18 protein-coding genes and 1 tRNA gene are annotated in these 25,210 nt (G+C 45.0%); 11 read left to right on the top strand and 8 right to left on the bottom strand.

From position 1 onward, the window contains the following. Nucleotides 1–30: 30 nt before the first annotated feature. Both F6K63_RS03075 and F6K63_RS03070 read left to right on the top strand, forming a co-directional pair. Nucleotides 31–624 (top strand): phycobiliprotein lyase, encoded by a 594-nt coding sequence (locus tag F6K63_RS03075; RefSeq protein WP_287248201.1) that lies wholly within the window; start codon nt 31–33, stop codon nt 622–624. A 100-nt stretch (nt 625–724) separates the two neighbouring features. Further along, complete coding sequence (locus F6K63_RS03070; protein WP_287310754.1) at nt 725–3,790, top strand: two-partner secretion domain-containing protein; 3,066 nt, start codon at nt 725–727, stop codon at nt 3,788–3,790. Between the two features lie 666 nt (nt 3,791–4,456). Here F6K63_RS03070 and F6K63_RS03065 read toward each other — a convergent pair. Further along, the gene (locus F6K63_RS03065; RefSeq protein WP_008183188.1) at nt 4,457–4,624 is read right to left on the bottom strand and encodes an NblA/ycf18 family protein; all 168 of its coding nucleotides are present in this window, start codon (nt 4,622–4,624) and stop codon (nt 4,457–4,459) included. A 477-nt stretch (nt 4,625–5,101) separates the two neighbouring features. Here F6K63_RS03065 and F6K63_RS03060 point away from each other — a divergent pair, with 477 nt between their 5' ends. The 3 genes from F6K63_RS03060 to F6K63_RS03050 all read left to right on the top strand — a co-directional run bounded on the left by F6K63_RS03060 (nt 5,102) and on the right by F6K63_RS03050 (nt 7,447). Then, the gene (locus tag F6K63_RS03060) at nt 5,102–5,752 is read left to right on the top strand and encodes a phycobiliprotein lyase (protein WP_071106843.1); all 651 of its coding nucleotides are present in this window, start codon (nt 5,102–5,104) and stop codon (nt 5,750–5,752) included. After that, nucleotides 5,709–6,299 carry a hypothetical protein gene (locus F6K63_RS03055; RefSeq protein ID WP_071106844.1) on the top strand — a complete coding sequence of 197 codons (591 nt, stop codon included), beginning with the start codon at nt 5,709–5,711 and terminating at the stop codon, nt 6,297–6,299. The genes F6K63_RS03060 and F6K63_RS03055 overlap by 44 nt, the downstream gene beginning before the upstream one ends. Nucleotides 6,300–6,664: 365 nt before the next feature. Then, complete coding sequence (locus F6K63_RS03050; RefSeq protein ID WP_287295466.1) at nt 6,665–7,447, top strand: phycobilisome rod-core linker polypeptide; 783 nt, start codon at nt 6,665–6,667, stop codon at nt 7,445–7,447. On the opposite strand, the gene F6K63_RS03045 is transcribed toward F6K63_RS03050, so the two are convergent. From F6K63_RS03045 to F6K63_RS03035, 3 genes are all read right to left on the bottom strand, one after another. Further along, nucleotides 7,427–8,389 (bottom strand): RluA family pseudouridine synthase, encoded by a 963-nt coding sequence (locus F6K63_RS03045; RefSeq protein ID WP_287310752.1) that lies wholly within the window; start codon nt 8,387–8,389, stop codon nt 7,427–7,429. The genes F6K63_RS03050 and F6K63_RS03045 overlap by 21 nt on opposite strands. Before the next feature lie 134 nt (nt 8,390–8,523). Then, entirely contained in the window at nt 8,524–11,316 is a 2,793-nt protein-coding gene (locus F6K63_RS03040; protein WP_008183199.1) for a PAS domain-containing sensor histidine kinase, read from the bottom strand. 294 nt (nt 11,317–11,610) lie between these two features. After that, the gene (locus F6K63_RS03035) at nt 11,611–12,300 is read right to left on the bottom strand and encodes a C40 family peptidase (protein ID WP_008183202.1); all 690 of its coding nucleotides are present in this window, start codon (nt 12,298–12,300) and stop codon (nt 11,611–11,613) included. A 524-nt stretch (nt 12,301–12,824) separates the two neighbouring features. On the opposite strand from F6K63_RS03035, the gene F6K63_RS03030 reads away from it, so the two are divergent. Further along, nucleotides 12,825–13,946 (top strand): hypothetical protein, encoded by a 1,122-nt coding sequence (locus F6K63_RS03030; RefSeq protein WP_131827235.1) that lies wholly within the window; start codon nt 12,825–12,827, stop codon nt 13,944–13,946. Then, complete coding sequence (locus F6K63_RS03025; protein WP_008183206.1) at nt 13,936–14,181, top strand: hypothetical protein; 246 nt, start codon at nt 13,936–13,938, stop codon at nt 14,179–14,181. The genes F6K63_RS03030 and F6K63_RS03025 overlap by 11 nt, the downstream gene beginning before the upstream one ends. A gap of 182 nt (nt 14,182–14,363) precedes the next feature. Here F6K63_RS03025 and F6K63_RS03020 read toward each other — a convergent pair. Continuing rightward, nucleotides 14,364–14,452, bottom strand: a tRNA-Ser gene (locus F6K63_RS03020). A gap of 584 nt (nt 14,453–15,036) precedes the next feature. Here F6K63_RS03020 and F6K63_RS03015 point away from each other — a divergent pair. The 3 genes from F6K63_RS03015 (at nt 15,037) to F6K63_RS03005 (ending at nt 21,455) form a co-directional block, all read left to right on the top strand. Then, the gene (locus tag F6K63_RS03015; protein WP_008183208.1) at nt 15,037–16,401 is read left to right on the top strand and encodes a glycosyltransferase; all 1,365 of its coding nucleotides are present in this window, start codon (nt 15,037–15,039) and stop codon (nt 16,399–16,401) included. A gap of 425 nt (nt 16,402–16,826) precedes the next feature. Continuing rightward, entirely contained in the window at nt 16,827–19,115 is a 2,289-nt protein-coding gene (locus F6K63_RS03010) for a GumC family protein (RefSeq protein WP_287310750.1), read from the top strand. Between the two features lie 150 nt (nt 19,116–19,265). Continuing rightward, nucleotides 19,266–21,455 carry a thioredoxin domain-containing protein gene (locus tag F6K63_RS03005; RefSeq protein ID WP_287310748.1) on the top strand — a complete coding sequence of 730 codons (2,190 nt, stop codon included), beginning with the start codon at nt 19,266–19,268 and terminating at the stop codon, nt 21,453–21,455. 112 nt (nt 21,456–21,567) lie between these two features. On the opposite strand, the gene F6K63_RS03000 is transcribed toward F6K63_RS03005, so the two are convergent. The 3 genes from F6K63_RS03000 to F6K63_RS02990 form a co-directional block, all read right to left on the bottom strand. Continuing rightward, nucleotides 21,568–23,256, bottom strand: a complete 1,689-nt coding sequence (locus F6K63_RS03000; RefSeq protein ID WP_287310746.1) for a peptidoglycan D,D-transpeptidase FtsI family protein — start codon at nt 23,254–23,256, stop codon at nt 21,568–21,570. A gap of 363 nt (nt 23,257–23,619) precedes the next feature. Next, on the bottom strand, nt 23,620–24,153 hold the full coding sequence (locus tag F6K63_RS02995) for a hypothetical protein (RefSeq protein WP_008183217.1): 534 nt from the start codon (nt 24,151–24,153) through the stop codon (nt 23,620–23,622). Nucleotides 24,154–24,740: 587 nt separating this feature from the next. Continuing rightward, a complete protein-coding gene (locus F6K63_RS02990; RefSeq protein ID WP_287248178.1) occupies nt 24,741–24,884 on the bottom strand; it encodes a hypothetical protein in 144 nt (47 codons plus the stop codon). Between F6K63_RS02990 and F6K63_RS02985 the strand changes: the two genes are divergently transcribed. Next, nucleotides 24,883–25,182: a hypothetical protein gene (locus F6K63_RS02985; protein ID WP_008183222.1), complete on the top strand. Its 300-nt coding sequence runs from the start codon at nt 24,883–24,885 to the stop codon at nt 25,180–25,182. The genes F6K63_RS02990 and F6K63_RS02985 overlap by 2 nt on opposite strands. The last annotated feature ends 28 nt before the right edge of the window (nt 25,183–25,210 follow it).

The raw sequence follows: 25,210 nt of genomic DNA, 5'->3' as shown, positions 1-25,210 counted from the left end.
ATCTATCACTAATAGGAGGTTCAAGCAAAAATGCGACTCAAGCCACCCATGACCATGATGGACTTCTTTCGCAAAAGCGAGGGCAAGTGGTTTACTCAACGCACAGTTCATCACTTTGATAACGCTGCCGATGAATCCGGAGAATCCAATCTGATTGTTCAAGTCATCGAAAAAGATAACCCTAAAGTCAAAGCCGTGTGTGACCTCCAAAGCATTGACCCAAGCCAGGCGATGGGGGGAGCGAGCTTTATGTGGCAAATCAATTTAGATGACCGGGAACCAAATTCCAAATATGCCGCAATTCTGATTGATGTTCCAGACGATGAAACTAAGCTTAGTGGTAAATTGATTCGAGACCAGGGCTATGTGGAAAGTATTCCGGTAGTGAGTCGGTATTGGTTTGGCAAAGACGGCATCCTCACCATTGATACCAATTATCAAAACAATCAGGGTCAAGAACGTTGTTGGTTTGTCACCGATGATTTTCGTGTGCGAGTCAGCACTGTGCGCATGATGAATGGTATCAATCTCATGACTTATTGCTCTGAACGCCGCTGTGTTTCTAGGGAAATGCTGGAGCAAATGATTGAAACTAATCGCGCTAGAGCTATGGCGGCACAATAGTAATTAAGTCATTAAAACTTAATTATCTGATCAAAATAATTCAACTCGGAGCATATTTACTTAGATTACTCCTAAGTTTACCTATAGGAGGCTAAATCTAATGAAAATATTGCACTCGCTAGTAATTTTTGGTGGCATAAGTCTGAGTGGATACTATGGGATTACCCATTCAGCCGATCCCGCTCTGGCTCAGATTGTTCCGGATCATACCTTGGGGGATAACCCAACTGTTGTTAAACCAAATGTAGAGGTCAAAGGACTTCCCGCTGACTTGATTGAAGGTGGAGCAACCAGAGGGGATAACCTATTCCATAGCTTTTCTGATTTTAATGTTGGGGACTTGCAGCGGGTTTACTTTGCCAATCCCGCTGGCATCAATAATATTCTGGGCCGAGTAACCGGTAGTAACATCTCCAAGATCTTCGGAACCCTAGGAGTAGATGGTGCCGCTAACTTGTTTTTGCTCAATCCTAATGGCATTGTTTTTGGAGCCAATTCCCAATTGGATGTAGCCGGTTCCTTTGTAGGAAGTACAGCTAATAGTATAGTCTTTGGCAATGGCACCGAGTTTAGTGCTACCAATCCCGAAGAACCACCCCTGTTAACCATTAACATTACTCCCGGATTGCAGTATGGCCAGAATCCGCCTCAGCCAATCGTAAATGCTGGCAATTTAGCTGTGGGACAGGGACAGAATGTCACCTTAGTGGGTGGGAGTGTGATTAGCAATGGGCAAATCCTAGCACCAGGGGGTGAGATTAATATATTAGCGGTCCCTGCTGAAACCTTAGTGCAATTGGGGCAAGCTGGACAGATTTTGACACTATCCACCCCAAAGGTGCCATTAACACCATCCGCTCCGGCCTCTGTCACTGAATTTTTGAGTAGTTTGGACCATGACACTGGCGTAACAGTTTCCAGTGACGGTCAGGTAACACTTACCGATTCCGGTACTGTAGTGCCACTTGAGCCAGGAACGGTGATGATCTCTGGTACCCTAAGCGCTGCCAACCTCGCTCCAGGACAAACCGGCGGCAAAGTAACGGTATTAGGAGATCAAGTTGGCTTGTTTGAAGCTCAACTCAATGGTGGCACCAATGTCACCATCACTACTGGAAACACAGGCACTCAGGAAGGAAATATCACTGCAGATGACTTTGGGATTACCAAAACTACAGACGGTGAAGTCACTCTAAGTTTGCAAGCGGCCAATGATATTAGTCTCAAAAAGTTTGATATTAAGGCCAACAGTGGTTTCCTGAATCTAGTCCTGGAAGCGGATAGTGACAACTCCGGTAGTGGTGATGTGGAATTAATGGATGGGAGCATTGATACTGGCGGAGGAGCAGTCACCATTACTGCGGCTGGTGCGATCGCATTGGAAAGTTTCGGAATCAACAGAAATAACAACCGTAGCGATCAGGCCCCACCAATCACCGTGATCAGTGGTGAATCCATATCCCTCAAAAGTGCTGGAATCAATAGCCTCACCTCTGGGGATAATGGAAATGCTGGAAACGTTATCGTTCAAACAGGTACCCTTACCATAGAAGAGGCGGGGATTGGTAGTAGGACAAAAGGTAAGGGGGATGCTGGTCAAGTAGAAGTTACCGCTGACTCTATATCCCTGATCAGAAACGCTGGTATCAGTAGCAATGCTTGTTTAACTGATTCCTGTCAGGATAATGCTGGACAAACCATAGAGGGGAATGCTGGACAAGTTATCATCGACGCTGGTTCTATAGTTATCGAAAATAGTAGTGGTTTGGGTAGCGATACTGAAGGCAAGGGCAATGCTGGAAAAATAACCATTACTGCTGACTCAGTTGTGTTCAGAGAACAAAGTGGTATTGGTACCAACACTAGAAATAACAGTACTGGCAATGCTGGAGAGATCACCATCACCGCCGGTTCTTTATTGTTGGAAGGTCAGCGCAATGGTATTGGCAGCGAGACTCAAGACAATAGCAGTGGGGATGCTGGAAAAATAACCATTACTGCTGACTCACTTGTGCTCAGAGAAGGCAGTACTATTGGTACCAGAACGATTGATAACAGTACTGGGGATGCTGGAATAATAATAATTAATGTTGACTCCATCTCCCTAGAAAACAATAGTGAGATTCTAAGTACTACCGAAACTACTGGCAAAATAGGAACAATCACACTCAATGCCAACTCCATTTCCCTCTCAGACAGCAGAATTACTACAGCTGTAGAGGAAAGAGCAGTTGTTAACTCTCAAGAAAACCAAGACCCTAACATCATCATTCGGGGAAGCTCGCTCTCCTTAACCAATAATGCTCAAGTGACTGCTAGTAGTTCTGGCCAAGGAAATGCTAGTGACATCTTGGTAGAGGCTGACTCTATCTTCCTTGAAGAAAGTAATATCTCTACTGAAACCGTTAGCGGAGACGGTGGCAATATTACTCTGACCCTACAGGATTTATTACTATTGCGCAACGGTAGTCAAATCACCACCAGCGCCGGTACCGAAGACCAACCAGGAGATGGTGGCGATATCACCATTAATGCTGATTTAATTGTGGCCTTCCTGGAAGAAAATAGCGACATCACCGCTAATGCCTTTGAGGGCATGGGGGGTAATATTACACTTACCGCTGAAGGGATCTTTGGGTTCAACTTTCCGGATCAACTAACCAACTTGAGTGATATCATCGCCAGTTCTGAGCGTGGTGTAGACGGTGACATACAAATCAACATCCTTGGGGTTAATCCCTCTCATGGTTTAGTAGAACTCCCCACTACTGTAGTTGATCCATCTACACTGATTGCCGCTAGCTGCACCGACAATGTCAAAGTAGGATCAAACAGTTCCAAAGGGGATGAATTCATTATTACTGGACGGGGTGGCTTACCTCCGAGTCCCCTTGACCCAATCATCAGCCAGACGGTGATAGCAGATTGGGTGACCATAGATAACTCGGCAACAGAAAATGATCAGAGTCAGATCACTCCTGCTGCTAGGGAGGAGTCGGCTCGAAAGCGTCCCAGGCGGCGAATTGTAGAAGCTCAGGGTTGGCTGATTGGCCCTGATGGTACCGTTATTCTCACGGCTTTCCCTACCACCCCGGAGGCCTGGGCTAACTCTTGGCGCAAATCCCCCTCTTGCCAGGATCTCAGGAGAATTACTAATGGTTCCTAGGGATTAATGGTAGGGTGGGCAGTGCTTAGCTTGGCTATCACCAGGTTGATGAATCGGTCTAATGCACTGCCCACCCTACATCTCTGCCCACCAAAGATCTAGGGTGGGCAGTGCTTAGCTTGGCTCTTGGCCAGGTTGATGAATCTCTCTGTGGGCTATAAGCTCGACTAGCTCAGTGGGTTTGTTGACCCATTTTGCCTAAGTGCTGATTGACCTGAAAGGGGGGATAATGGCAAGTGAGGTAAAAATCAATCACCACTAATCCTATCATGTGTGCTACAATTCGGAAGAAGCTTAAGGTGAGCACTATGCAAGCTAGTACGGATTGTAAAGATAATATTTTAAATTCAAGATTGTAAATTTAAACCATTAACAGCCAAGGGGTCTTGGTAAGCATTCCTTGACTATCTAATTACCTAAGTATCTAATTCCCTGAGTATCTATATGTTCTTACGTAAGTCGAAATTGCTAAAATACACTATTATTATCTAGTAGTAGCCCAGCCAGGGTTGAAGCGCTACGATGGCTATTAGCAGGTTCAGATCAGCAGCGAAGGTTTAGATTATAGGCGTTCCCATGCCAGTGTAGATTCGTAGAATGTAGGTACGACTGACGCACCCCTTAAAACAAGTCAAGCAAAGTGAAACCTTCGCAGCTAATTAAAAGTTAAGCGTTTTTGAGTAGATGGCGGAATAGATTCTCCTTAACCATCATTTGACGCAAAACTTCCAAGAGATAGGACTGAGCCTCCTCCTGGCTCAAGAGCTTGACTTGGTCTTGGTAGATTTTCATCTGGAACTGTTGCTCCAAACTTAGCTTCCCAGGCGTTTCCATAGGTTTACTCCTAAGCTTAAATACGTTGATTAGGGCAGACGGACGAGTGTTCCGACTGCTCTTTTTTTTGGCCGTTGTTAATCAATCTAGCACACTTATAGAATACTGTCGATTCTGTCAAGCAATAAGTAATCAAAGATACAAATTGTAATAAAAATCCGGAAAGCGATGATTTGCCCTTGTGCCTGTATGTCTGACGGACTTAGCTCTTTGAATACCGATAATAAATAAATATTGATGGGGAGATGGGAAGATTTTGATTAAGAGTAATTATTCGGACATGATATTACCCAAAACCTGAGGCCAAACCCACCTATATAGTGGCACAATCCCATTTAGTATCAGTATATGTAGCGTACCAGCGGAAGTCCTGATAGCTTGGGCATGGATGGCTGGTTTGGAAAAATCTCAGGAATATGCAAAAATTCAAGCTTAAGTAAAATTTAAGTAAAAACTCGGTAAACCAAATACCATAATATGGATCCAATTATTGATGCCATGGAATTTTTCCAGCTCAGTGCTGGCAACTGGCGATCGCAACGCACAACCCACCACCTAGCCTTCCGACAAGCAGAGAAGGGAGAGTTGGACATCAATGTAGCTACCTTAGAGGCTGATCATCCCCAAGTCATTGAGCTGTGTGAGCTTCATAAGATTAATCCGAGTTTGGCAGCAGGTGGAGCTTTGGTCAGTTGGCAGGGCACAATGGCTTGGGATCCGACTGATGAGGGTCACAAAGACTCGACGGTGATGGTGGTGGTTCCAGATCGGGACTCTCCTAGACAGGGGAAGTTATTGCGGGAAAAAGGTTACGCGGAAACCATGCCAGTGGCTGGTCTTTATCAGATGGATGCTCAAGATGGGCTAGTGCTGATTACTGAATATGAAACTATGAGTGCTCATGAGCGTTTCTCGTTTATCACTCCATCTCGGCGGATGCGTACAAGTATAGTGAAACGTTTTGGTGGATTTAGCAGCGCATCATTTTGTATCGAAACCCGGATTGACTCTAATCTAGATAATGGGGCTAGTGCTGGCGCTAATACTGGGGCTAATATTGGCGTGACATCTCAACAACAACAAAATGTCTTGCCAAAGGAAGAGTATTATTCAATCTTGGGCTGGTGATTCCACCATCAGCGATGATCCGTTAATCCGGGGCTACCAGTATCTGAATGCTGTGGGTCAGTTGGCTTTAGACCCAAGTATGGTAGAGATCACTGATAATGTTAAAGAACGCGATCGCATTTATACCTGGATTGGCAATCACATTGATGCCATTAATGCTGAACTCCAGACTTGCCTAGAAGCCTGTCATAGCTGCTATCATCATTCCGTATGCCGCCCAATGCGGATTTTGGCAAGCCCTTTAGGGGAAAAGTTTGGAATTGATGGCTTTTGCAACATCTTAGCCACTCCGGCGGTGATCTTAATTGATGTCGGACGCATTGCACGGTCTGATTGGTTGAGTATTGTCATCCATGAATATGCCCATGCTCATTTAGGTGCCCCTGGTCACGATCAGCGTTTTTTTGAGGTCATTTCCCATCTCTGTTTGGGTCTGGGATTAAAACCGCCACGCTGGCAGGTAGATCTGGAAACTTACTTACGGGATTGGCCTGAGTGTCCATCCAAGACTAATCCACTGTCTTTTTGGTACGGGTATGGAGGCTAGGAGCGATAGGCTATTCTCTAATTCTTTGGTCTAATTCTTTCGGGCTATTTTAAAAAATATTAAAAATTATTGCTTTGATTAACGTTTTAATTAATCAAAATTAATAACCTATTACTGATTAAGGTGATTAAGTTAAAGGGGGACACACAGAGTAATCACACAGAGTAATCACAAAAGCAAGAAGAGGGTTAGTTGATTAACCCATGACGATTGATGATTGAGGATTGACTGCTGTCCCGGCTATCAGTAGTCGCTTTAGAAATTAAGATATCGATTAAAATATAATTTTTTTATAGACTGACACAGGATTCATTATATATTTGATTAAGGTTTGTAAGATTTTCTAAGAATACGGAGATAAAAACGTGGCTATTCCTTTACTAGGCTACGCCCCTGTGACGCAGAATGCGCGCATAGATGGGTATGAGATACCAGGAGAAGAGCAACCCAGAATTTATTCCACTGAAAACTTGCTCTCTCCCGGAGACATGGATGCCCTAATCGAGGCAGGATACCGTCAGATCTTCTTCCATGCCTTTGCTTCGGATCGTGAACCGTTCCTGGAGTCCCAACTCCGCTTCGGTCAGATCACAGTGCGGGACTTCATTCGTGGGTTGTTGCTTTCTGAAACCTTCAAGACCAGTTTCTATGACAAAAACAGCAACTATCGCGTTGTAGAGCAGTGCGTGCAGCGGGTGCTTGGACGTGATATCTATGGCGAAAGGGAAAAATTAGCCTGGTCAATTGTAATTGCAACAAAGGGTATCCAAGGCTTCGTCGATCAACTGCTCGACAGCGAAGAGTACATGGAGAATTTTGGGTACAACACCGTCCCCTATCAACGGCGTCGAGTGCTTCCCGGTCGCCCTCAGGGTGAAACACCATTCAACATCAAATCTCCACGTTACAACGAATACTACCGTGCAGTACTGGGCTTCCCACAAATCATTTGGCAGAACCAGGTGCGCAGTTATGTCCCACAAGACAAGAAGGCCAAGGAAGGGGATCCGTCTCTGTATATGGGCATGGCACGGGAGCTGTCTCCCCAAGGCAACCCTATCCCACGAGTGTCAGCTGTGAACATCGACTACGAATCCTTAGTGCCATATCGGGCTCAGAACAAGGAACTAGCTGAAGCGAAGTCGTAGCACGTCTAAGAGTTTGATCAAAGCTAGGGGGGGAGGGGCAACAAACTCAATCCACTCCCCAGAAACGGGATGCTGTAGTTGTAGTCGCCAAGCGTGAAGTGCTTGACCCGGTAGATTAACACCGACAGAACGAGCACTGCTGTAAACGGGATCTCCAACAATGGGATGACCAATATAGCTACTGTGGACACGAATTTGGTGGGTGCGACCAGTTTCTAATTGGAAATGCATGAGGGTATAGTTGCCCAGTCGTTCTCGGACTTGCCAATGGGTAATAGCTGGGCGTCCCCCTTTTTCTACTGGCACGACAGCCATTTTCTTGCGGTCTACAGGATGCCGTCCAATCGGTTGGTTAATGGTGCCAGACTCAGCAGACGGAGCACCGTAGACTACACCTAAATATTGTCTTTGAGCAGTTTTGGCTTGGAGTTGGGCTTGTAGATGTCCATGAGCCTGGTCAGTTTTTGCGATCGCAATTGCACCAGTTGTATCCTTATCCAAGCGGTGGACAATCCCTGGACGCTGAACACCACCAATACCTGTAAGTTTAGGGCAGTGGGCTAAAAGGGCATTGACAAGAGTACCACTTTCATGGCCAGGTGCGGGATGAACTACCAAACCAGCAGGTTTATTGATAATAATCAGAACGTCATCTTCATAAAGAATGTCTAAGGGGATGACTTCCGGTTGTAATTCCAGGGGTTTGGGGTCAGGAATGGTTAAGGAGATCCGATCGCCTAGCTGAACTTTAGCTTTTTTTGAGATACACACGTGATCATTCACTTGCACGTTGCCTTGTTCAATCAGCTTCTGGATACGAGAGCGAGACAAGTCAGGTGTTTGTTGGGCAATATAGCTGTCAAGGCGATAACTGGGAGTGGAACCAGTAGACTTGCTAGTTTCCTGAACTTGCAAGAATTTGATAGAAAGCTGAGGGGTCATTGTTGAGCGTTGATTGTCAACCGAACTGAGAATTAGGAATACAGAAGACTTTAATTATGTATTCATTATCAATAATTAACAATTAACTAAAGCCGATCAACTATTGTAGAAGTGATTAACCGGATTTGATATTATTAATTATTTGGGTTCGTAGCAAAGTGCAGCGGTAGGGTAACCGTAAATGTAGTTCCCACCCCAACTTCACTGTTTACAGCAATTGTACCCTCGTGCAAGTCTAAACATTTTTTGACAATTGCTAAACCCAGTCCAGTCCCAGGGATGCTGCCAACATTACTTGCTCTTTCAAAGGACTCAAATAGTTGATATTGGTCTTTTTTAGGAATACCGATCCCCTGATCTTGGACCTGGATTACTGCGGTCGAAGAATTGCAATTGAGTTCAAATTTGATAGTACCTCCTTCTGGAGAATACTTAATGGCATTTAAGAGCAAATTGTTAACGACATGACTCAAAAGTCTTTCATCGATTAGGACATCTTGGCAACTACCATGACTAAGGAATATCAGGTTATGGTTAAAACCCAGGTTAATTTTGATATTTTCGAGTATGTCCTGACACAAAGCAACTAAATCCATGGGTTCTGGCTCAAACTTGAGTTTCCCGGCATCGGCTTTCCCAATGGTTAGAACATCATCCAAAAGTTGAGTCATCCGGAGCACAGCATGCTGGATTTTATCATGGTGCTTCAGTTTTTTCTCAGCGGACAATTTTTGCTCATAGCGTTGCAGCATTTGAGCAGAAGATTGAATGGTAGTCAGGGGCGTACGAAACTCGTGAGAAACTAATGAAACGAAACCTGAGCGGAGTTGACCGAGTTCTTTTTCCTTAGCCAATGCCTTACGAATATCTGCTTCTGCTTGCTTGAGTTCAGTGATATCCCTTCCCACCGCCTGGCATTCTATAAAGTGGCCATGTTCATCAAACATAGCTCGATCACTCCACTGCTGCCAGCGAATTTCTCCAGAGTCGAGAAGAACTCGGTGTTCGTAAGTGTTGATCGGATTCTCTACAGAAAGAGAACGGAAGTTCCGGGTCACAATGTCTTCGTCTTCCGGAGGCATTTTTGGCAAAAATACTTGCCCTACTAATTCAGATCGGTCTTTGCCAAAATAGCGGCAGTAAGCATCATTGACAAACGTTAGGGTGCCATCAAGTTTCAACCGACAGATCAGTTCAGTTTGATCTTCAATGATGGCACGAAATCGTTCTTCACTGTGTCGCACCGCCTCCTCTGCCTGCTTGCGTTCTGTAATGTCTTCAACCATGCTCAAAATACACAGGATTTCTCCTGCTTGATCTCGCATAGCCATCATGGTTAAATTACCCCAGAGGGTATCTTGATTCTTTTTTAGGTAACGTATTTCTAACTTAAAACTATCAATTTCTCCTTGTATGACCTGCTTAATATAAGGCTTGGCTTTTTCTAGGTCTTCAGGATGAGTAATTGCCAAACCATTGAGAGCCATTAGTTCAGACTTGGTGTATTCGAGCATTTCATAAAAAGCCCGATTCACCTGAATAAACTGATAATCCAAATCTGAAAGTGACATTCCGATAGGTGCTTCATCAAACACCCTTCCAAATTGGGCATCTTTCTCGTCTAAAGCCGCTGCTGTATTTAGTCTCAATTGCTGATAGGCTTGGCGTAGTTCTACCTCTGCCTGCTTGCGCTGGGTAGTATCTTGGATAATCCCGATAACTTGATAAATATTTCCTTGCTCATTTAGCAGGGGAATATAGGTAGCAAGGACAGTGAGTTCACCAACCTCTGGCAAAGTCAGAGTAAGTTCTTCGACTTGTGGTGTACGGGTTTCCACAGCCTTTTGTAGCAGTTTCACATAGATATCCTTAAATACAGGTGGATAGATTTCCTCGTCAGTGTGACCCAGTAGTGGTGAATCAGACACTCCAGTAAGCTTAACGCCTTGTTGATTGATAAACTGGAGCCGCCGCTGGGCATCATAGATCATAAATGTACCGGGGAAATTATCCACTGCTAGGCGAAATCTTTTTTCGCTCAGGCGTAATGCCTCTTCTGCCTGTTTGCGCTCCGTGATGTCAACAATTAACCCCAGCACACGATTGAGATTACCCGAACTATCTAGGTAAAACTGTCCTTTGTTCTCAACCGTGATGTATGTGCCATCCTTCTTACGGATCCGATACTCAAGATGAATAGGCTCCTTAGTGACAATCACCCGTTCTATGGTGTGTCGGTATCGTTCTAAATCATCAGGATAAATTAATTCATCCCACCCTTGCCTAGTGTTGGTGAGTTCTCCTGGGTAATAACCCAATACTTGTTCAATATTGTGACCCCAAATCAATTCATTTGTCTGGGTATTCCATTCGTAGAGCAACTGACCACTGATTTTACTAACCGCTTCATAGCGATAAAGCCATTCGGTTAATAGAGCAAAGTAATTTTTGAAGTTTTGCTGATCTCGATTCAGATTTTCACAGCCCTTACTACCTTCATAGGAGCCAGTAGAGTTACCATCGTCCAATCCAGATTTTAGCTCTTTAATGCTAGTGATATCTTTAGCAACAGCATAGAAAAGACCCTGTTCATCCTGTGAAATTCTCCAAGCCAGCCAACGCAAGCTACCATCTTTGTGGTAAATTCTATTCCGGTATTCGACTAGTTTTCCTTGACCACAATCACGAAGGGCATTGAGAGTAACTTCCCGATCTTCTGGATAAATCCACTCAATCCAAGGTCGCGATCGCAATTGGGAGCAAGTCCAACCTAGAACCTTTTCCCAAATCGGATTGAGTTGTTGAAAATATCCGTTTTGACCAAAGGTGCATAATAGATCAAGTGATAAAGAAAACAAGATCTTTAGGGCGGACTCTGCCTCTGCCATTGTTTCAGTACTTTTTATGTGAGACTGAGTGGTGTTCATTGCTGGGCTCGATCCGTCAGAAATTCTACAGATAAGCTAGGGATACATCTACCCACAGTCTTCCCTCAATAATCAGTATAATCACAAGATCATCAGCAGGAGTATTTTAGAAAGCTCAGAAGATTTCTCTAAGGAAAGGAAATTTTGAGGACATTTTGTGGTAATATTTTTTAGTCTTTTGCCCTGAAGCCCTGCTGAGAGCTTTACAGTAAGCCTGATTGGCATGTTCTCTTCGAGCAGTACCGTCCTAGATAACTGTGCTAGATAATTGGGCTAGATAATTGGGCTAGGTGACTAGGGCTGATAACTTGCCACAACTCGCCCAGCTCCGTAGCGCTGTCGGTAATAATACTTTGTTATCTCATCCCCTTGTTCTGAAAGCTGGTCAATTGCAATCCCATTACGACCATGATCAATACCCGAACTATGAATGTAATCACCATCACCTAGATACAATCCTACATGGTTCACTTTTTGGGCGGTAGCGAAAAAGACCAAATCTCCTGGTTGTAATTCCTCCATTCTAATGGTTTGGGTGAAAGCTGCTTGCTGATAGGAATCTCTGGGTAACCAAATCCCCGATGCTGCAAACGCTGCTTGCATCAACCCTGAACAGTCATAGTTGGGAGCTACTGTACCCCCCCAAAGGTAGTAGGGATTTTGGTGCATTGCTGCTTTAGTAAACCCAATCACCGCTTTTATTCGTGCTTGGATTTGAGCTGGAGACAGAGAAATGGGGCGATAAGGAGTGTTAGCTATGTCCAGTAGAGCCAAATCCGACACAGGCAACCAACCAGAATAGTTATCTTCGCACAGACATACTTCTAAGGCATTACCGACAGGTGGGACAGACTTGACCCACAAGTGCCTTCCCGTAGCTGCTTGTGTTGTTAAACGCTTACAGTTGGGCGAATCATAGAGGTTGAGATTAGCAAGACAGTAGTATTCCAAATCATTGGCTCGTAATTGCTCAAGCAAAACCATAGTATAGGAAGCGGGAACTCACACTCAGATTATGGTCCTTTTCTAGAAGGATAAACAACTAGGAAGATTAAGCAGCGAAATCAACCGTTGCCCCAAGAGCCACCTTTCCCTAACTGCCTCATGATCAAATTACTCTGATCGAGCGCCTCAGGAGCTGGCAAGTGGACTTACCCCACTCAGAGGAAAAATCAGGGGCCAACGCCAATCGGTAATTTCCGATCGGGCAACCGGAAATAGAGAATTGCAGAGGTTTTACAGGTGTAGATGCCTAAGTCCTGTGTTAGTGATGTTTACGCAGGGCAAAACTAAAAGCCAAAATGAGGTTATTCTGCTCTTTGTATCTGGTAAAGTTCAAGGGATGAGTAGACTATCCTAGGATAGGGTTCAAATTTTTGAGTACCTGACCTGATCTGATGTGACTAGCAGCTACAAGTTACTGACCAAGAACTATAACTTTTAGCTTTTGGCTAACTGCTAAGTTTGTTACCCCTAACCAGTCACCAAGTAGTTTTTGAGGAGTGAGTGTGAAGAGTAATTTTCCTAAGACCCTTTCGATCCAACTGAGTATGGCAGTATTGACGATGGTCAGTTACCAGCTGTCTGCTACTGCTGAAACACCTCGCTATAATTCATCGGTAAAGCAATTTACCCAGACAGCAGCAGCCGTCAGACCTGAGCAATTAGCAGCAACTTCCACCATCACAGTTGACCCTAATCGATTTAATCCGGAAACTACACAAACTCCTAAAAATATATTCAGACCAACTAGTCTGCCATCAGGGAATCTCAACACTATCACTGACCATCGAGCTAATTCCCGTTTAGGGCAATTGGACAGGATAGGAGCAGCGGTTCGTGCCAGTAAGTCGGTAGGGTCTCCTAGTGAATTAGTCAACCGCTCCCAATTCAATGGCTCAGTTGCACCAATTGCTGACTATACAGTCAGACAGAAGCAGGTACCATTAGCCAATTTAGAAACTATCCAGGAGTATCCTGCTGATCCCCCCAAACAAGAGCTAGAACCGATCACTGAGGAATACCAAACACCTTCTCAAGAGTTTAATAATCCTGTGGTAGCTCCACCGAGACCAGGGACTTTAGCTACATCTGTGGCAGCTCTAAAAATACAACTAGATCAAGCCACCTCTGACACCTCACCAGCCATCTCCTATGAAGTAGGCACCCCTGTAGCTCAGAGAAATATTGATCCTACTGGCAACAGCCTTGGGGTTGGAAACTATGTTGGAATTGGCGGTCATATCGGTTTTACTGATGATGGCACCAATATTGGTCGAGGTGGCTTTATGATTAACGGCAAATATGATTTATCCCCCACCTTATCAGTTCGTCCTAGCATACTAATCAATGATGATGCTACCTTTGTGATCCCAGCTACTTACAACTTTATTTTCCAGGATGAACCGTTTGAGCCGCCTACTTACTCAGCTTTCGCTGGTGGTGGTTTGGCTTTTTCTACAGGTGATGACAACAATGTGGGTTTAATCGTTACTGGTGGTGTTGATTGGCCATTTGGACCCAATTTTGTGGCCAATGCTGCCTTAACTACTGGAATTTTTGTTGATGGTGCCGCAGATCTCGGAATTTCCTTTGGCATTGGTTATAGCTTCTCTAACTTTGGCAAGTAGAAAAGGGACAAATATAGCAGAAGTCAGAAGTCAGAAGTCAGAAGTCAGAAGTCAGAAGTCAGAAGTCAGAAGTCAGAAGTCAGAAGTCAGAAGTCAGAAGTCAGAAGTCAAACTCTTGCGCTTCTTGATGCAAAGCGCGAGTGGGGGAAACCCCCAAGACCGTAATGGTGCGCTTGACCTTGGCGAATTAAATTCGCCACGGGTCGCACCTCTGCATCGCTTACAAAGGGTGTGAGACTAATGTCGATGTCCTAACTGCCCTGGCGACTGCTATATAAGCAAAGGAGGGATAAGATTCAGTAATGACCCATCTTATCCCTCCTTTTTTACAAGGATCTAGGTAGACTGCTTCCCCAAGCAAGGAAAGTTGGATTTTTGCCAAAAGTAGATTTTTGCAAGTTAGTTGATGATACTCAACGGAGAGGGAGGGATTCGAACCCTCGGATAGGCCTGAACCTATCAACAGATTAGCAATCTGCCGCTTTCGACCACTCAGCCACCTCTCCAAGGTGGTGTCAATCCATAATAGCACATTTTTGATGTTGTCAACTGCTAGTAATGTAAATTTTCTGATTAGAAACCATGAGCGATCGCTCACACCACTGCAATAGGAAAATGCAATACGAAAATTTATGATGACTCTCGGACTCTCCCAATCTCTGTCTTGATGCAAAGCGCGAGTGGGGGAAACCACGGCAAAGCGCGAGTGGGGGGAACCCCCAAGACCGTAATGGTGCGTTTGACCCGTAATTAAATTCGCCACGGGTCGCACCTCTGCCTCCCCAAGACCGCCCTGCATCGCTGAGAGATCTACTATTTTTAAGTGAGGGAGATTCAGCCTAATACGTGGGTGAAAGCCCAGAAGCATCTTGAATATTAAATTATACCATATAATGTCCCCACTTAAGTTATAATTTATATAAATAAATTGTTAAAAATTTACTTCTGTTCACTGATGTGTTAAGCACACCTGAGAGGTTAAAATTTGTTAAGTGAGTGTGTAAAAGCTCGACGCTGAGGGTTTAGCCGGATAGAGGTCAGACTCCCCATACCTGAAAACCTTCTGTAAGCTCCAACATCAAAAAAGCCTATGAATACGAAAAATACACAGCACATTGCTCTGATCTCCGTTCACGGAGATCCAGCGATAGAAATCGGTAAGGAAGAAGCTGGAGGACAGAATGTGTATGTGCGCCAAGTGGGTGAAGCTCTTGCTAAGCAAGGGTGGCAGGTCGATATGTTTACTCGCCTCTCCAGTTCCAATCAAGCCACAATTGTTGAACATACTCCAGGTTGTCGCACTATTCGCCTAACTGCTGGTCCAAAAGCATTTGTGCCACGGCAGGAGATTTTTGAATACTGTGGTGAGTTTTTAAGCCAATTGCTTGAGTTTCAGGAGCAATCAGGCATTGACTACTCAATAGTACATACAAACTACTGGCTTTCAGCTTGGGTAGGTATGGAGTGGAAGAAGCGTCAATCCCTTCTTGATGCAATAGCGAGTGGGGGAAACCAACGGCAGTCGCTCATGGGGGGAACCCCCAAGACCGCGCTGCCTCCCCAAGACCGCGCTGCATCGCTCATTCAAGTTCACACCTATCACTCCCTAGGCGCAGTTAAATACGAGTCAGTAGAAACAATTCCGAAGATTGCTGCTACTCGCTTGGAGATAGAAAAAGCAGTGCTAGAAACATCAGAACGCATTGTTGCTACATCTCCCCAAGAAGAAGAACACATGCGTACGCTAGTTTCAAGTAAGGGCGACATTGATATTATTCCCTGTGGCACCGACATTGACAGATTTGGCAAGATTAACCGCTTAGAAGCACGGCAAAAACTTGGGCAAAGCCCTGAAAACAAAATCATCTTTTACCTGGGAAGGTTTGACGAACGCAAGGGCATTGAAACCCTAGTTCGAGCTGTTGGTTGCTCCCAGTTACGGGGTGATGCTAACTTAAAGCTGATTATTGGTGGTGGTTCTCGTCCCGGAGAGAAAGATGGTATGGAACGCGATCGCATTGAAGGGATTGTAGCTGAATTGGAACTGCAAACTATCACTACATTTCCTGGACGCATTGCTGATGAACTACTGCCAGCTTATTATGCTGCAGCTGATGTTTGCATAGTACCAAGTCACTACGAACCTTTTGGTTTAGTTGCCATCGAAGCCATGGCTAGTGGCACCCCTGTAGTAGCTAGTGATGTCGGTGGTCTTCAGTTTACCGTTGTATCTGAAGAAACTGGCTTACTGGCACCACCCAAAGATGCTAGTGCTTTTGCGGCTGCTATCGACCGGATTCTCTCGGATCACGACTGGAAAAATCAACTTGGTTTAGGGGCAAGAGCAAGGGTAGAACATATGTTTAGCTGGAATGGTGTTGCCCATCAGCTGAGTCAGCTCTATAAGAGCTTGCTGGAAGCAAAATCCGAGAATTTGGCAACAACTAGTGCCTGAAATCTATTGGGCACATTCATTCCCTGGCAATCAGGATAGATCTCAAAGGTTAAAGGATAAAGTTAGGACGCTACTATTCCTTTTGCCTTTTTCGTTAATCCTATTCATCCTGATGGGTGGCATAACTCTTGTATCTGTAAATTGGGAAAGTTTGGTAAATTGGATATCCTCTATTTTGTTGGCGATCGCCTCTTGCTGAGGAATGATATTACATGAACTTTCTTGTTTTCACCTTCAAGCAAGGAAAATTAAAGGTTATTGCTGTTCGCGTAGCGTAGCCCTTCGGGCTAATCGATACTGATCACAATCAACCGCGTTCATCATTGCCTCTGTTGCTGTAACTATCATGTAACTAGGGTTTATGCATCCTACCAGTTATCCAATCTCCAATTCCCAATCCCCAAGTACCAAGAAGAACTTGAATTATGGGTTCCCAAGGAGCTTATAAGCCGTCCCTATCTAACCATAGTGGTCAACAGCAGTATCGATCTTCTCCACAACTAACGGGGGGAGCCTATGACTTGGAAGCCAGCAAACTCGATCTGCGTCGTATATTAGCTGCTGCTCGTCGTCGAGCTGTCTTGATGGCAGGGGTGGCCCTTACTGTGACATCGGGAATTATTGCCAAAACCTTAAGTGCAGTTCCGATCTATGAAGGCAAATTCCAGCTGTTACTCGAACCCATATCTGGTGAAAACCCGTTGGAGTTGCAGGGCAAACCCGGGGTAAATAGCATTGCTGCTCCAACTAAAAGTTTCGACTATGACACTCAAATTCAGGTATTAAGCTCTCCTCAGGTTATGTCTGAGATTGTGGAGCAAATTCAAACCCAATATCCAGAAATAAACTATCATACTCTCCGGGAAGGAATCATGGTATCCCGACTGCGAGAAACCAAAATTTTAGAAGTTGCCTACCAAGATTCAGACCCGGAAAGAATTCAATTTGTTTTGGAAAAGGTTGCTCTCGGATACATCGAGTACTCTAAGCAACAACAACAGGCTAGCATCAGACAAGGCATTCAATTTGTCTCGAATCAGCAGCCTAAAATACAAGGGCAAATTAATCAGCTCCAGCTACAACTCCAGCAACTCCAGCAGAAGTACAACCTGATTAATCCACAACTTCAGGGTCAACTGTTGACAAATCGGGTCAATGCTATTGTCGAACACAGAAAAGCTACCCAAACTCAGCTCCGAGAAACGATTATACTGTATGGGAAACTCAAAGGTCAGTTGGGGCTATCGTCACAGCAAGCGGAAGCAGTAGCTAAGCTTATAGAAACACCCCGTTATCAACAATTGCTCAGCCAACTTTCTAACCTAGAAAGTCAGATGGTGTTGGATTTGGCACAATTCAAGGAAAACCAATCTACCTTTGACGGATTAAGGCAACAACAGCAAAATTTACTCCCCCTGTTAAGTCAGGAAGCAGAAAGGGTGATGACTAGCCGTATTCAGGAGTTTGGTGGCAATCCTCAATCGGCTTCTTCAAGTACACTTCGCCTCAATTTGATTCAGCAGCTAGTAGAGACGGCGAACCAAATCAAGGTTTTAGAGATGCGCCAGGCCGCCATCACTAAAGGGGAAAGTCTGATGAGTGAACAACTCAAACAACTAGCTGTGATTGCCAATCGATATACAGAACTCAAGCAGAAGATTGAGGTAGCAACAGAAAGCCTCAACCGCTTTGAGTCAGTTCGGGAAACTTTGGAACTTGAGTCAGCTAAAACCAGCATCCCTTGGCAGACAATTGTCGAGCCGCAACAACCTCAAAAACCAATATCCCCCAATTTGCCTGATACTTTGCTCCTAAGTGCAGTAGCAGGGATAGTTGCAGGTGCCACAGCTGGGTTTTTAGCAGAAAAGTTACATCACTTACTGAACAGCACCGACGATATAAAAGAGTATACTCGCTTACCAATATTAGGCACAATCCCCTTTAACAAAGAACTCCAGAAATCCAATACCGTTACTGGTGTGGGCATAATACCTGAGCCGGAAGCCTCAGCTCCACAACTCGGCGTGGGATCTGGTAGTTACCAGATTTCTCCTGTTTTAGAGGCCTTTCGCTCTCTTCAAGTTAATCTCCAATGTCTGTATTCTGAGAAACCCATTAGCGCTATAGTGGTAAGTTCTGCTGAACCAGCAGATGGTAAATCCACTACAGCTATATTTTTAGCCCTGGCAGCAGCAGCAATGGGGCAAAAGGTTTTACTGGTGGATGCTAATCTGCGCTTTCCTCAGATTCATCAAAAAATGGATTTACCTAATTTGTGGGGACTGAGCGATGTTCTTTCTAGCGAAATCAAGGTTGATGATGTGATTCAGCGATCGCCTCTGGAGGAAAATCTCTGTGTCCTAACTGCTGGTCAAATTTCCACCGACCCCACCCGACTTCTCAATTCCCCAAAGATGCAGAATTTAGTTCAATATCTCAAAGAGCGGTTTGAGCTGGTAATTTTTGATACCCCTCCCCTACTTGGTCTGGCGGATGCAAGACTTCTGGAGCCTAATACCGATGGGATATTGATGGTCGTAGGTTTAGGTAAAGCTAACCAAGTTTTGTTTAAAGAAGCTCTCTCGGAATTGAGAATTGCTCATAGCACAGTATTGGGTATAGTTGCTAATGGTTTAAAAGGTTACACAACCAGAGCCTATGATTACTATCATTATTACTTCGGTAATACTCTTGAGGAAACCAAAGTTTCATAGTGATTGGTCATTGGTGATTGGTGATTTTTAACAACCCTAAGAACAAAGAGTGAATCATAAAGGAATAACGACAAATAACTAACCACAAATACCTGAATTATTCAGTACTCACCAAGGTAGACTTAAGGTGAAGCGACTACTGAAGCTGTCATGACTAACCGCCTTGCCGAATCCCAAAGCCTTTATCTACGTAAGCATGCTGAAAATCCGATCGATTGGTGGCCTTGGTGTGAAGAAGCGCTATTAACAGCTAAAAAACAAGATAGGCCAATTTTCCTGTCTATCGGTTACTCTAGCTGCCACTGGTGTACGGTGATGGAGGGCGAAGCGTTTTCCAATCAGGCAATTGCCGAGTATATGAATGCTAATTTTCTTCCGATTAAGCTAGACCGGGAAGAAAGGCCGGATATTGATAGCATTTACATGCTAGCATTGCAGATGATGACAGGTCAAGGAGGCTGGCCCCTTAATATTTTCCTGACACCCGATGACTTGGTACCCTTTTATGGAGGTACCTACTTCCCACTGGAACCACGCTACGGACGACCGGGGTTTTTGCAGTTGCTCCAATCAATTCGTCGCTTCTATGATTTAGAAAAAGGCAAGCTTAACACTTTCAAAGAAGACATCCTGGGATACCTCCAACAGGCAGCAGTACTACCCGAATCAGAGCAGCTTGGTGATGATTTGCTCTTTATCGGTGGTCAAGTTAGTGTGGGTGTCGTTAATGCTCTCAATCCAGGTCCACGTTTCCCCATGATTCCCTATGCGAGTATGGCACTACGGGTTACTCGCTTTGATTGGGCATCGGAGTATAACCCAGAGCAGGCTTGTGCAAAGCGGGGATTAGACTTAGCTCAGGGCGGTATTTACGATCATGTCGCTGGGGGTTTTCATCGCTACACAGTTGACCCCACTTGGACAGTACCCCACTTTGAAAAAATGCTCTATGACAATGGGCAGATTATGGAGTACTTGGTAGATTTGTGGAGTGCAGGGATTCAGGAAGCCGCTTTTAAACGAGCGATCGCAGGAACAGTTCAATGGCTCAAGCGCGAAATGACCGCTCCAGAAGGTTTCTTTTATGCTGCTCAAGATGCAGATAATTTCGCGACCCCAGCAGACACTGAACCTGAAGAAGGGGCGTTTTATGTCTGGAGTTATTCAGAACTAGAACAACTGCTAACCCCATCGGAGTTGAAAGCAATTGAGGAGGAATTTACTCTCACCAAAGAGGGCAACTTTGAAGGCAAGAATGTGTTGCAGCGCCGTTACCCAGATCAGTTTTCCCAGAACACTGAAGCTGCTTTGGCTAAACTGTTTGAAGCACGTTATGGTGCCAAACCGGATCTTCTGGAAACCTTTCCACCAGCCAAGACTAATCAAGAGGCAAAAACCCGGAACTGGCTCGGTAGAATTCCACCAGTAACAGACACCAAAATGATTGTTGCCTGGAATAGCTTAATGATTTCTGGTCTAGGGCGAGGCTATAGTGTGTTCCATGAACCGGACTATTGGCAACTAGCAACAGTTGCTGCTCAATTCATCCTCAACAATCAATGGGTAGCAGGACGATTCCACCGACTAAACTATGATGGTCAACCGGCAGTGCTGGCTCAGTCTGAGGATTATGCCTTGTTTATCAAAGCTCTACTGGATTTACATCAGGCAAGTTTGTCAGTAGAACACGCTTCACCAGTTAAACAACCTTGGCCAAAAGGCCACGCTACGCAAACAACAGTTGAACGTTCAAACCTGCCACCGACCAACCTTCAACCGACCAACCTTCAACCGACCAACCTGCAACCGACCAACCTGTCACCGGCCAGTTGGCTAGAGAAAGCTATTAAGGTTCAGGAGGAGTTTGATGAATTGCTGTGGAGTGTCGATAATGGTGGTTACTATAATGCTGCCAGTGATGCTAGTGATCAACTGTTAGTACACGAGCGTAGTTATACCGATAATGCCACACCATCTGCCAATGGGGTAGCGATCGCAAACCTAGTACGTCTGGCTTTACTTACTGAAGATCTCCGATACCTTGACCGAGCAGAGCAAGCCTTGAAAGCATTTAGTAGCGTGCTCAACAAATCCCCTCAATCCTGTCCCAGTATATTTACTGCTTTAGATTGGTACCGCAATTGCACTCTGATTCGCGCTGGCGCTGACCAACTTACCTCCCTGATCTGTGGGTATTTCCCCGTCAGTGTTTATCAATTAGATACCCATCTGCCAGATTCAGTTATTGGTTTAGTTTGTCAGGGACTTAGTTGTAAACCAGCAGCAACTAACACTGATCAGTTATTAGCACAGGTGCGGACAAGTCAAACTAGAGCTTGAATTCTCTAGCATTTATCAATTGAGTGAGGTACTTCGCCCTGGAGGGAGTAGGGAGTAGGGAGTAGGGAGTAGGGAGTAGGGAACTTCGGAGCAGGATAGAGACAGAGTTTACCTACTGGCGGAAGTTTTGAGATGATGGTGGAATTCGCTCAATGGAAATCAGTGCTTCTATAACTGATTTGACTAATGGTGCAGCTACGGTAGAACCAAAGGCAATGCCTTGGGGTTCATCGACTACTGCTAAGATTACATAGCGGGGAGATTCTACGGGCAAAATTCCCACAAAGCTAGTTATCTTGGCATCGCTGTAATAGCCGCCAGTAGGACTGGCTTTCTGAGCCGTACCGGTCTTACCAGCAATCCGATAACCAGGAATGCGGGATGCCTTTCCAGAACCATCGGTTACTACAGTTTCCATCATTTCCACCACTGTCCGAGTAGTGTTGGGGGAAAATACTCGTCTCGGTACCGGACGCCGTGGTTGCCAGTGGGGATTCCCTTTGGTGTCAAACAATCCCCGAACCACATGGGGAGTCACTAGCTTACCACCATTGGCAAGGGCACCTAGCATCTGAGTTAGCTGAATTGGGGTTAAGGAAAAACCTTGACCAAAGGAAGCCGTAGCTGGTTCAATTGGCGAAACTTTAAACTTGTACTTACTTTTGAGCTGTCCAGCGGTCTCAGCTGGTAACTCAATTCCTACTTTTTGCTTTAAGCCTAGCTTCTCTAACCAGTCATAGTAAACCTCAGGTTTCATCTTTCTGATCATCCGCACCATGCCCACATTGCTGGAATGTTGCAGAATCTTGCTGGGATTGATCATGCCCCGAGCGCCTACTGATTTATAGTCATGGTTGAGAATCGGCCATTCGCCAATTTGAATCTTGCCAGTGTCGTTGAACAAGCTTTGGGCTGTAATGGTACCAGTTTCTAATGCGATCGCAACGTTTAGGGGTTTGAATGTAGAACCAGGCTCATACAAGTCTGACAGCGCCCAATTTTTAAACAAACTCACATCGAATTTGGAGTACTGATTGGGGTTGTAGGTTGGCTCACAAACTAGGGCTAACAAGGAACCATTGTGTACATTCATCACTATGATACTGCCACGCTCTGCATTAAACTTCTTGATGGTTTGCTTGAGGGCAGAGCGAGCCGCTCGTTGCAGGCGAGTATCGATAGTTAGTTGTAGCCGCAGGTCATCAAGGTGCATGAATCCTTCTGGCACATGACCTGGCATCAAGGCTCCATTCCCAGCACGGCTCAGTCGGATGTTTCGGATCTCCCGTTCTAGGAACTTTTCTTGGGTGTATTCTAGACCCGCTTGACCCCGATGATCGAAAATGTTTACATAACCCACCACATCCGATGCCAATTCATTTTGGGGATAAAAGCGGGAGTATTGTCGAATCAACTCTAAACCATCTAAGTTCAACCGAGAAATTTGGTCAGCGATCGCTTCTGGGATCGTATTGCCCAAGCGAATACCACTCTTGCGTTTACCGAACCGCTCCTCCAAATCTGTTGGTGTTTTTTTGATCATCGGAGCCAGCAAAGCAGCAATTTCCTGTAAGGATTTTTTGAACAACTTCGGGTGAGCATACAATGTATAGACAGGTCGGTCGATGGCTAAAACATTCCCCTTCCGGTCAACAATAGGACGGCGAGGTACAAACGGCCGCATATATACCATTTGCTGCCGCCGTGCTTTTTCCTCTAGGGACGATCCCTCTGAAACTTGCAAACGGTATAAATTTAGCAACAGCCCACTGCCGCCTGCCATCATTATTACCCATATCATTAGCAGTCTCAAACGGTTGTTTCCCAGTGACTTACCGGGTTTCATAGGGGTTTACGTGACTATCATTGTTTAACAAATATACCTAAATAAATATACTTAAACAGACACACTTAAGTGACATACTCCCGACACTGGCCTATCGGCACAGTGCGGGCTTCTTACCAACACCACCCAAAGGTATCGGCTTTCGCCGACGCTGCGCGAACGGTTACTCGGTAAGCTTTATTAACGACACGGGATGCCCCTCCGCGCCGGAACAATACAAAAAGTCTTGCTTTTAGTTGGCAGGTGGCGGTTAGCTCTTAATTTATCTTCCCTACCATCTCTAGTCTATCACATTAGACCCTATGCCTAGGCACAAAACTAGTAACCCAGGGGTGTTATTTTCTTGGGTTTTGGCTCAGGAGGTTTGGTGAAAGCGGTAAATGGCTGGCGCTGAGGACGTTCAGGAGCTCGTTTCATAAAAATTGTATTACTTGGATTGGGAGTAACCAGCCCTGTAGCTGGATTTTCAGCCTGTTGAGCGAGTTGATCTTTGATCACTTCCGTTGTTGCTGTCATATTGCGCTCATCTCTTTGCAGCTCCTCTAGCTTACGATACTCTTGGCTCCATTGTTGCTGGCTGTAAACTGTCCAAGAATAAACCGTGACCGCAGTAGCAATTAGTGTAAATGTTACTAGATCTGAGCCACGTTTTAATAATAGTAAGGCTTTCAACAAAAATGGTGTTTGCTGCTGCAAAACACTCAGGTTTTCAACCTTTGGCTTAGGGTTTTTCGGTGACATCATAGTATGTGTGGGAGGTCGTGCTATCCTGGAACGTTTGTCTTTTGAAATAGCCAATGATTGCTGAGACCGATTTCTTTGAGTGCGAGCAGAGGGAGGAACAGCATTCATAAAAAACTCCTTAGTTATTGGAAACACCTATGGCAAACCGGTAACTTTTAATCAGGGCAGGAAAACTATCTGATGGCCGAGACTACTGACTGACTTTCTGATGGTGAACCAGAACAGGTGCAGTTCTTAACTGTTTCGGGGTTTGAGCCCGTGACAATGCCTATCCTTTGCCGTTGAAGCAAGACGTAACCAATGCCCATGCTAAAGTTACTGGCGGTAGATTCCTCCCCGTTTAAAGACCTAGTTCTAGAGCAAAGAAGTGGATATTTGACCCTAAGCTAGGAACCTTAACCCTTACCAGTAACCTAGACCTCTGAGGTCTTAGGCTGGTCAGCTAACTCAAGAAGCGCTGCTAACCAGGATTAACTTGGTAGCAGTTATTACTAGCTAGAAAGATGATGCTAGAACGCAACTATCTTAGCATCAGCTCAGATTCAGGAGGAATCCTTAGTTAGCGACAGACGGGGATTTGTGATACCCTAGGAATTATTAGTAAAAATCACAAACAAACCCCTGAGAAAACCCATAACCCTAGCCATCACCCTCAGGTTAGACCAAAACAGGAAACAAATGCGCAAAGTGTGCGCTCAGGTAGCGTGGCCGTAGGCCAATCCCATCAATGGAAATCCCTGTAAATAAATCACACAGCCAAGCTTATAAATCCAGACGCCACACCCACTCGTGAATCGGTTGAGATAGGATTTGATTAACGACTCAATCCTGTTGGTCATGGCTAAATTGTTGAAATTGTTAGGAATTGGCCTAGAATTAACTATCGCTATACTTCTAGTTAGACCAGCTTGGTGTTTACCACCTCCGGAGGATGTACCGGAAGAGGTGTTGAGAACTGAGATTATTATTGAAGCGCGATCGCCTCTTGATGGCAAGCCACTTAGTGCCGCTGAATACGCCCAACTGCAAGATGCCATAGCACAACGCTCAACCAAACCTGGCCTTGACCCCAAGATTAGAGAATTGATTTTTCTGCTGCAACTGAGCGATTTGTTTCGGACAATCCTTCCCTTCTAACGGTGATATTGCCAGACCTGTATACCCT

This window comes from Moorena sp. SIO1G6, from assembly GCF_010672795.1.
GTDB classification, from domain to species: domain Bacteria; phylum Cyanobacteriota; class Cyanobacteriia; order Cyanobacteriales; family Coleofasciculaceae; genus Moorena; species Moorena producens.
Note: the sequence above shows the minus strand (reverse complement) of the source record. Positions and strands in the feature narration are given on the sequence as shown.

Excerpts from the sequence above, each read along its gene's own strand:
- F6K63_RS03070 (WP_287310754.1), top strand. The coding sequence starts at position 725 with ATGAAAATATTGCACTCGCTAGTAATTTTTGGTGGCATAAGTCTGAGT.
- F6K63_RS03010 (WP_287310750.1), top strand. The coding sequence starts at position 16,827 with ATGGGTTCCCAAGGAGCTTATAAGCCGTCCCTATCTAACCATAGTGGT.
- F6K63_RS02995 (WP_008183217.1), bottom strand. The coding sequence starts at position 24,153 with ATGAATGCTGTTCCTCCCTCTGCTCGCACTCAAAGAAATCGGTCTCAG.
- F6K63_RS02990 (WP_287248178.1), bottom strand. The coding sequence starts at position 24,884 with ATGACCAACAGGATTGAGTCGTTAATCAAATCCTATCTCAACCGATTC.
- F6K63_RS03015 (WP_008183208.1), top strand. The coding sequence starts at position 15,037 with ATGAATACGAAAAATACACAGCACATTGCTCTGATCTCCGTTCACGGA.
- F6K63_RS03000 (WP_287310746.1), bottom strand. The coding sequence starts at position 23,256 with ATGATATGGGTAATAATGATGGCAGGCGGCAGTGGGCTGTTGCTAAAT.
- F6K63_RS03075 (WP_287248201.1), top strand. The coding sequence starts at position 31 with ATGCGACTCAAGCCACCCATGACCATGATGGACTTCTTTCGCAAAAGC.
- F6K63_RS03040 (WP_008183199.1), bottom strand. The coding sequence starts at position 11,316 with ATGAACACCACTCAGTCTCACATAAAAAGTACTGAAACAATGGCAGAG.
- F6K63_RS03065 (WP_008183188.1), bottom strand. The coding sequence starts at position 4,624 with ATGGAAACGCCTGGGAAGCTAAGTTTGGAGCAACAGTTCCAGATGAAA.
- F6K63_RS02985 (WP_008183222.1), top strand. The coding sequence starts at position 24,883 with ATGGCTAAATTGTTGAAATTGTTAGGAATTGGCCTAGAATTAACTATC.
- F6K63_RS03045 (WP_287310752.1), bottom strand. The coding sequence starts at position 8,389 with ATGACCCCTCAGCTTTCTATCAAATTCTTGCAAGTTCAGGAAACTAGC.
- F6K63_RS03005 (WP_287310748.1), top strand. The coding sequence starts at position 19,266 with ATGACTAACCGCCTTGCCGAATCCCAAAGCCTTTATCTACGTAAGCAT.
- F6K63_RS03055 (WP_071106844.1), top strand. The coding sequence starts at position 5,709 with ATGTCTTGCCAAAGGAAGAGTATTATTCAATCTTGGGCTGGTGATTCC.
- F6K63_RS03035 (WP_008183202.1), bottom strand. The coding sequence starts at position 12,300 with ATGGTTTTGCTTGAGCAATTACGAGCCAATGATTTGGAATACTACTGT.
- F6K63_RS03060 (WP_071106843.1), top strand. The coding sequence starts at position 5,102 with ATGGATCCAATTATTGATGCCATGGAATTTTTCCAGCTCAGTGCTGGC.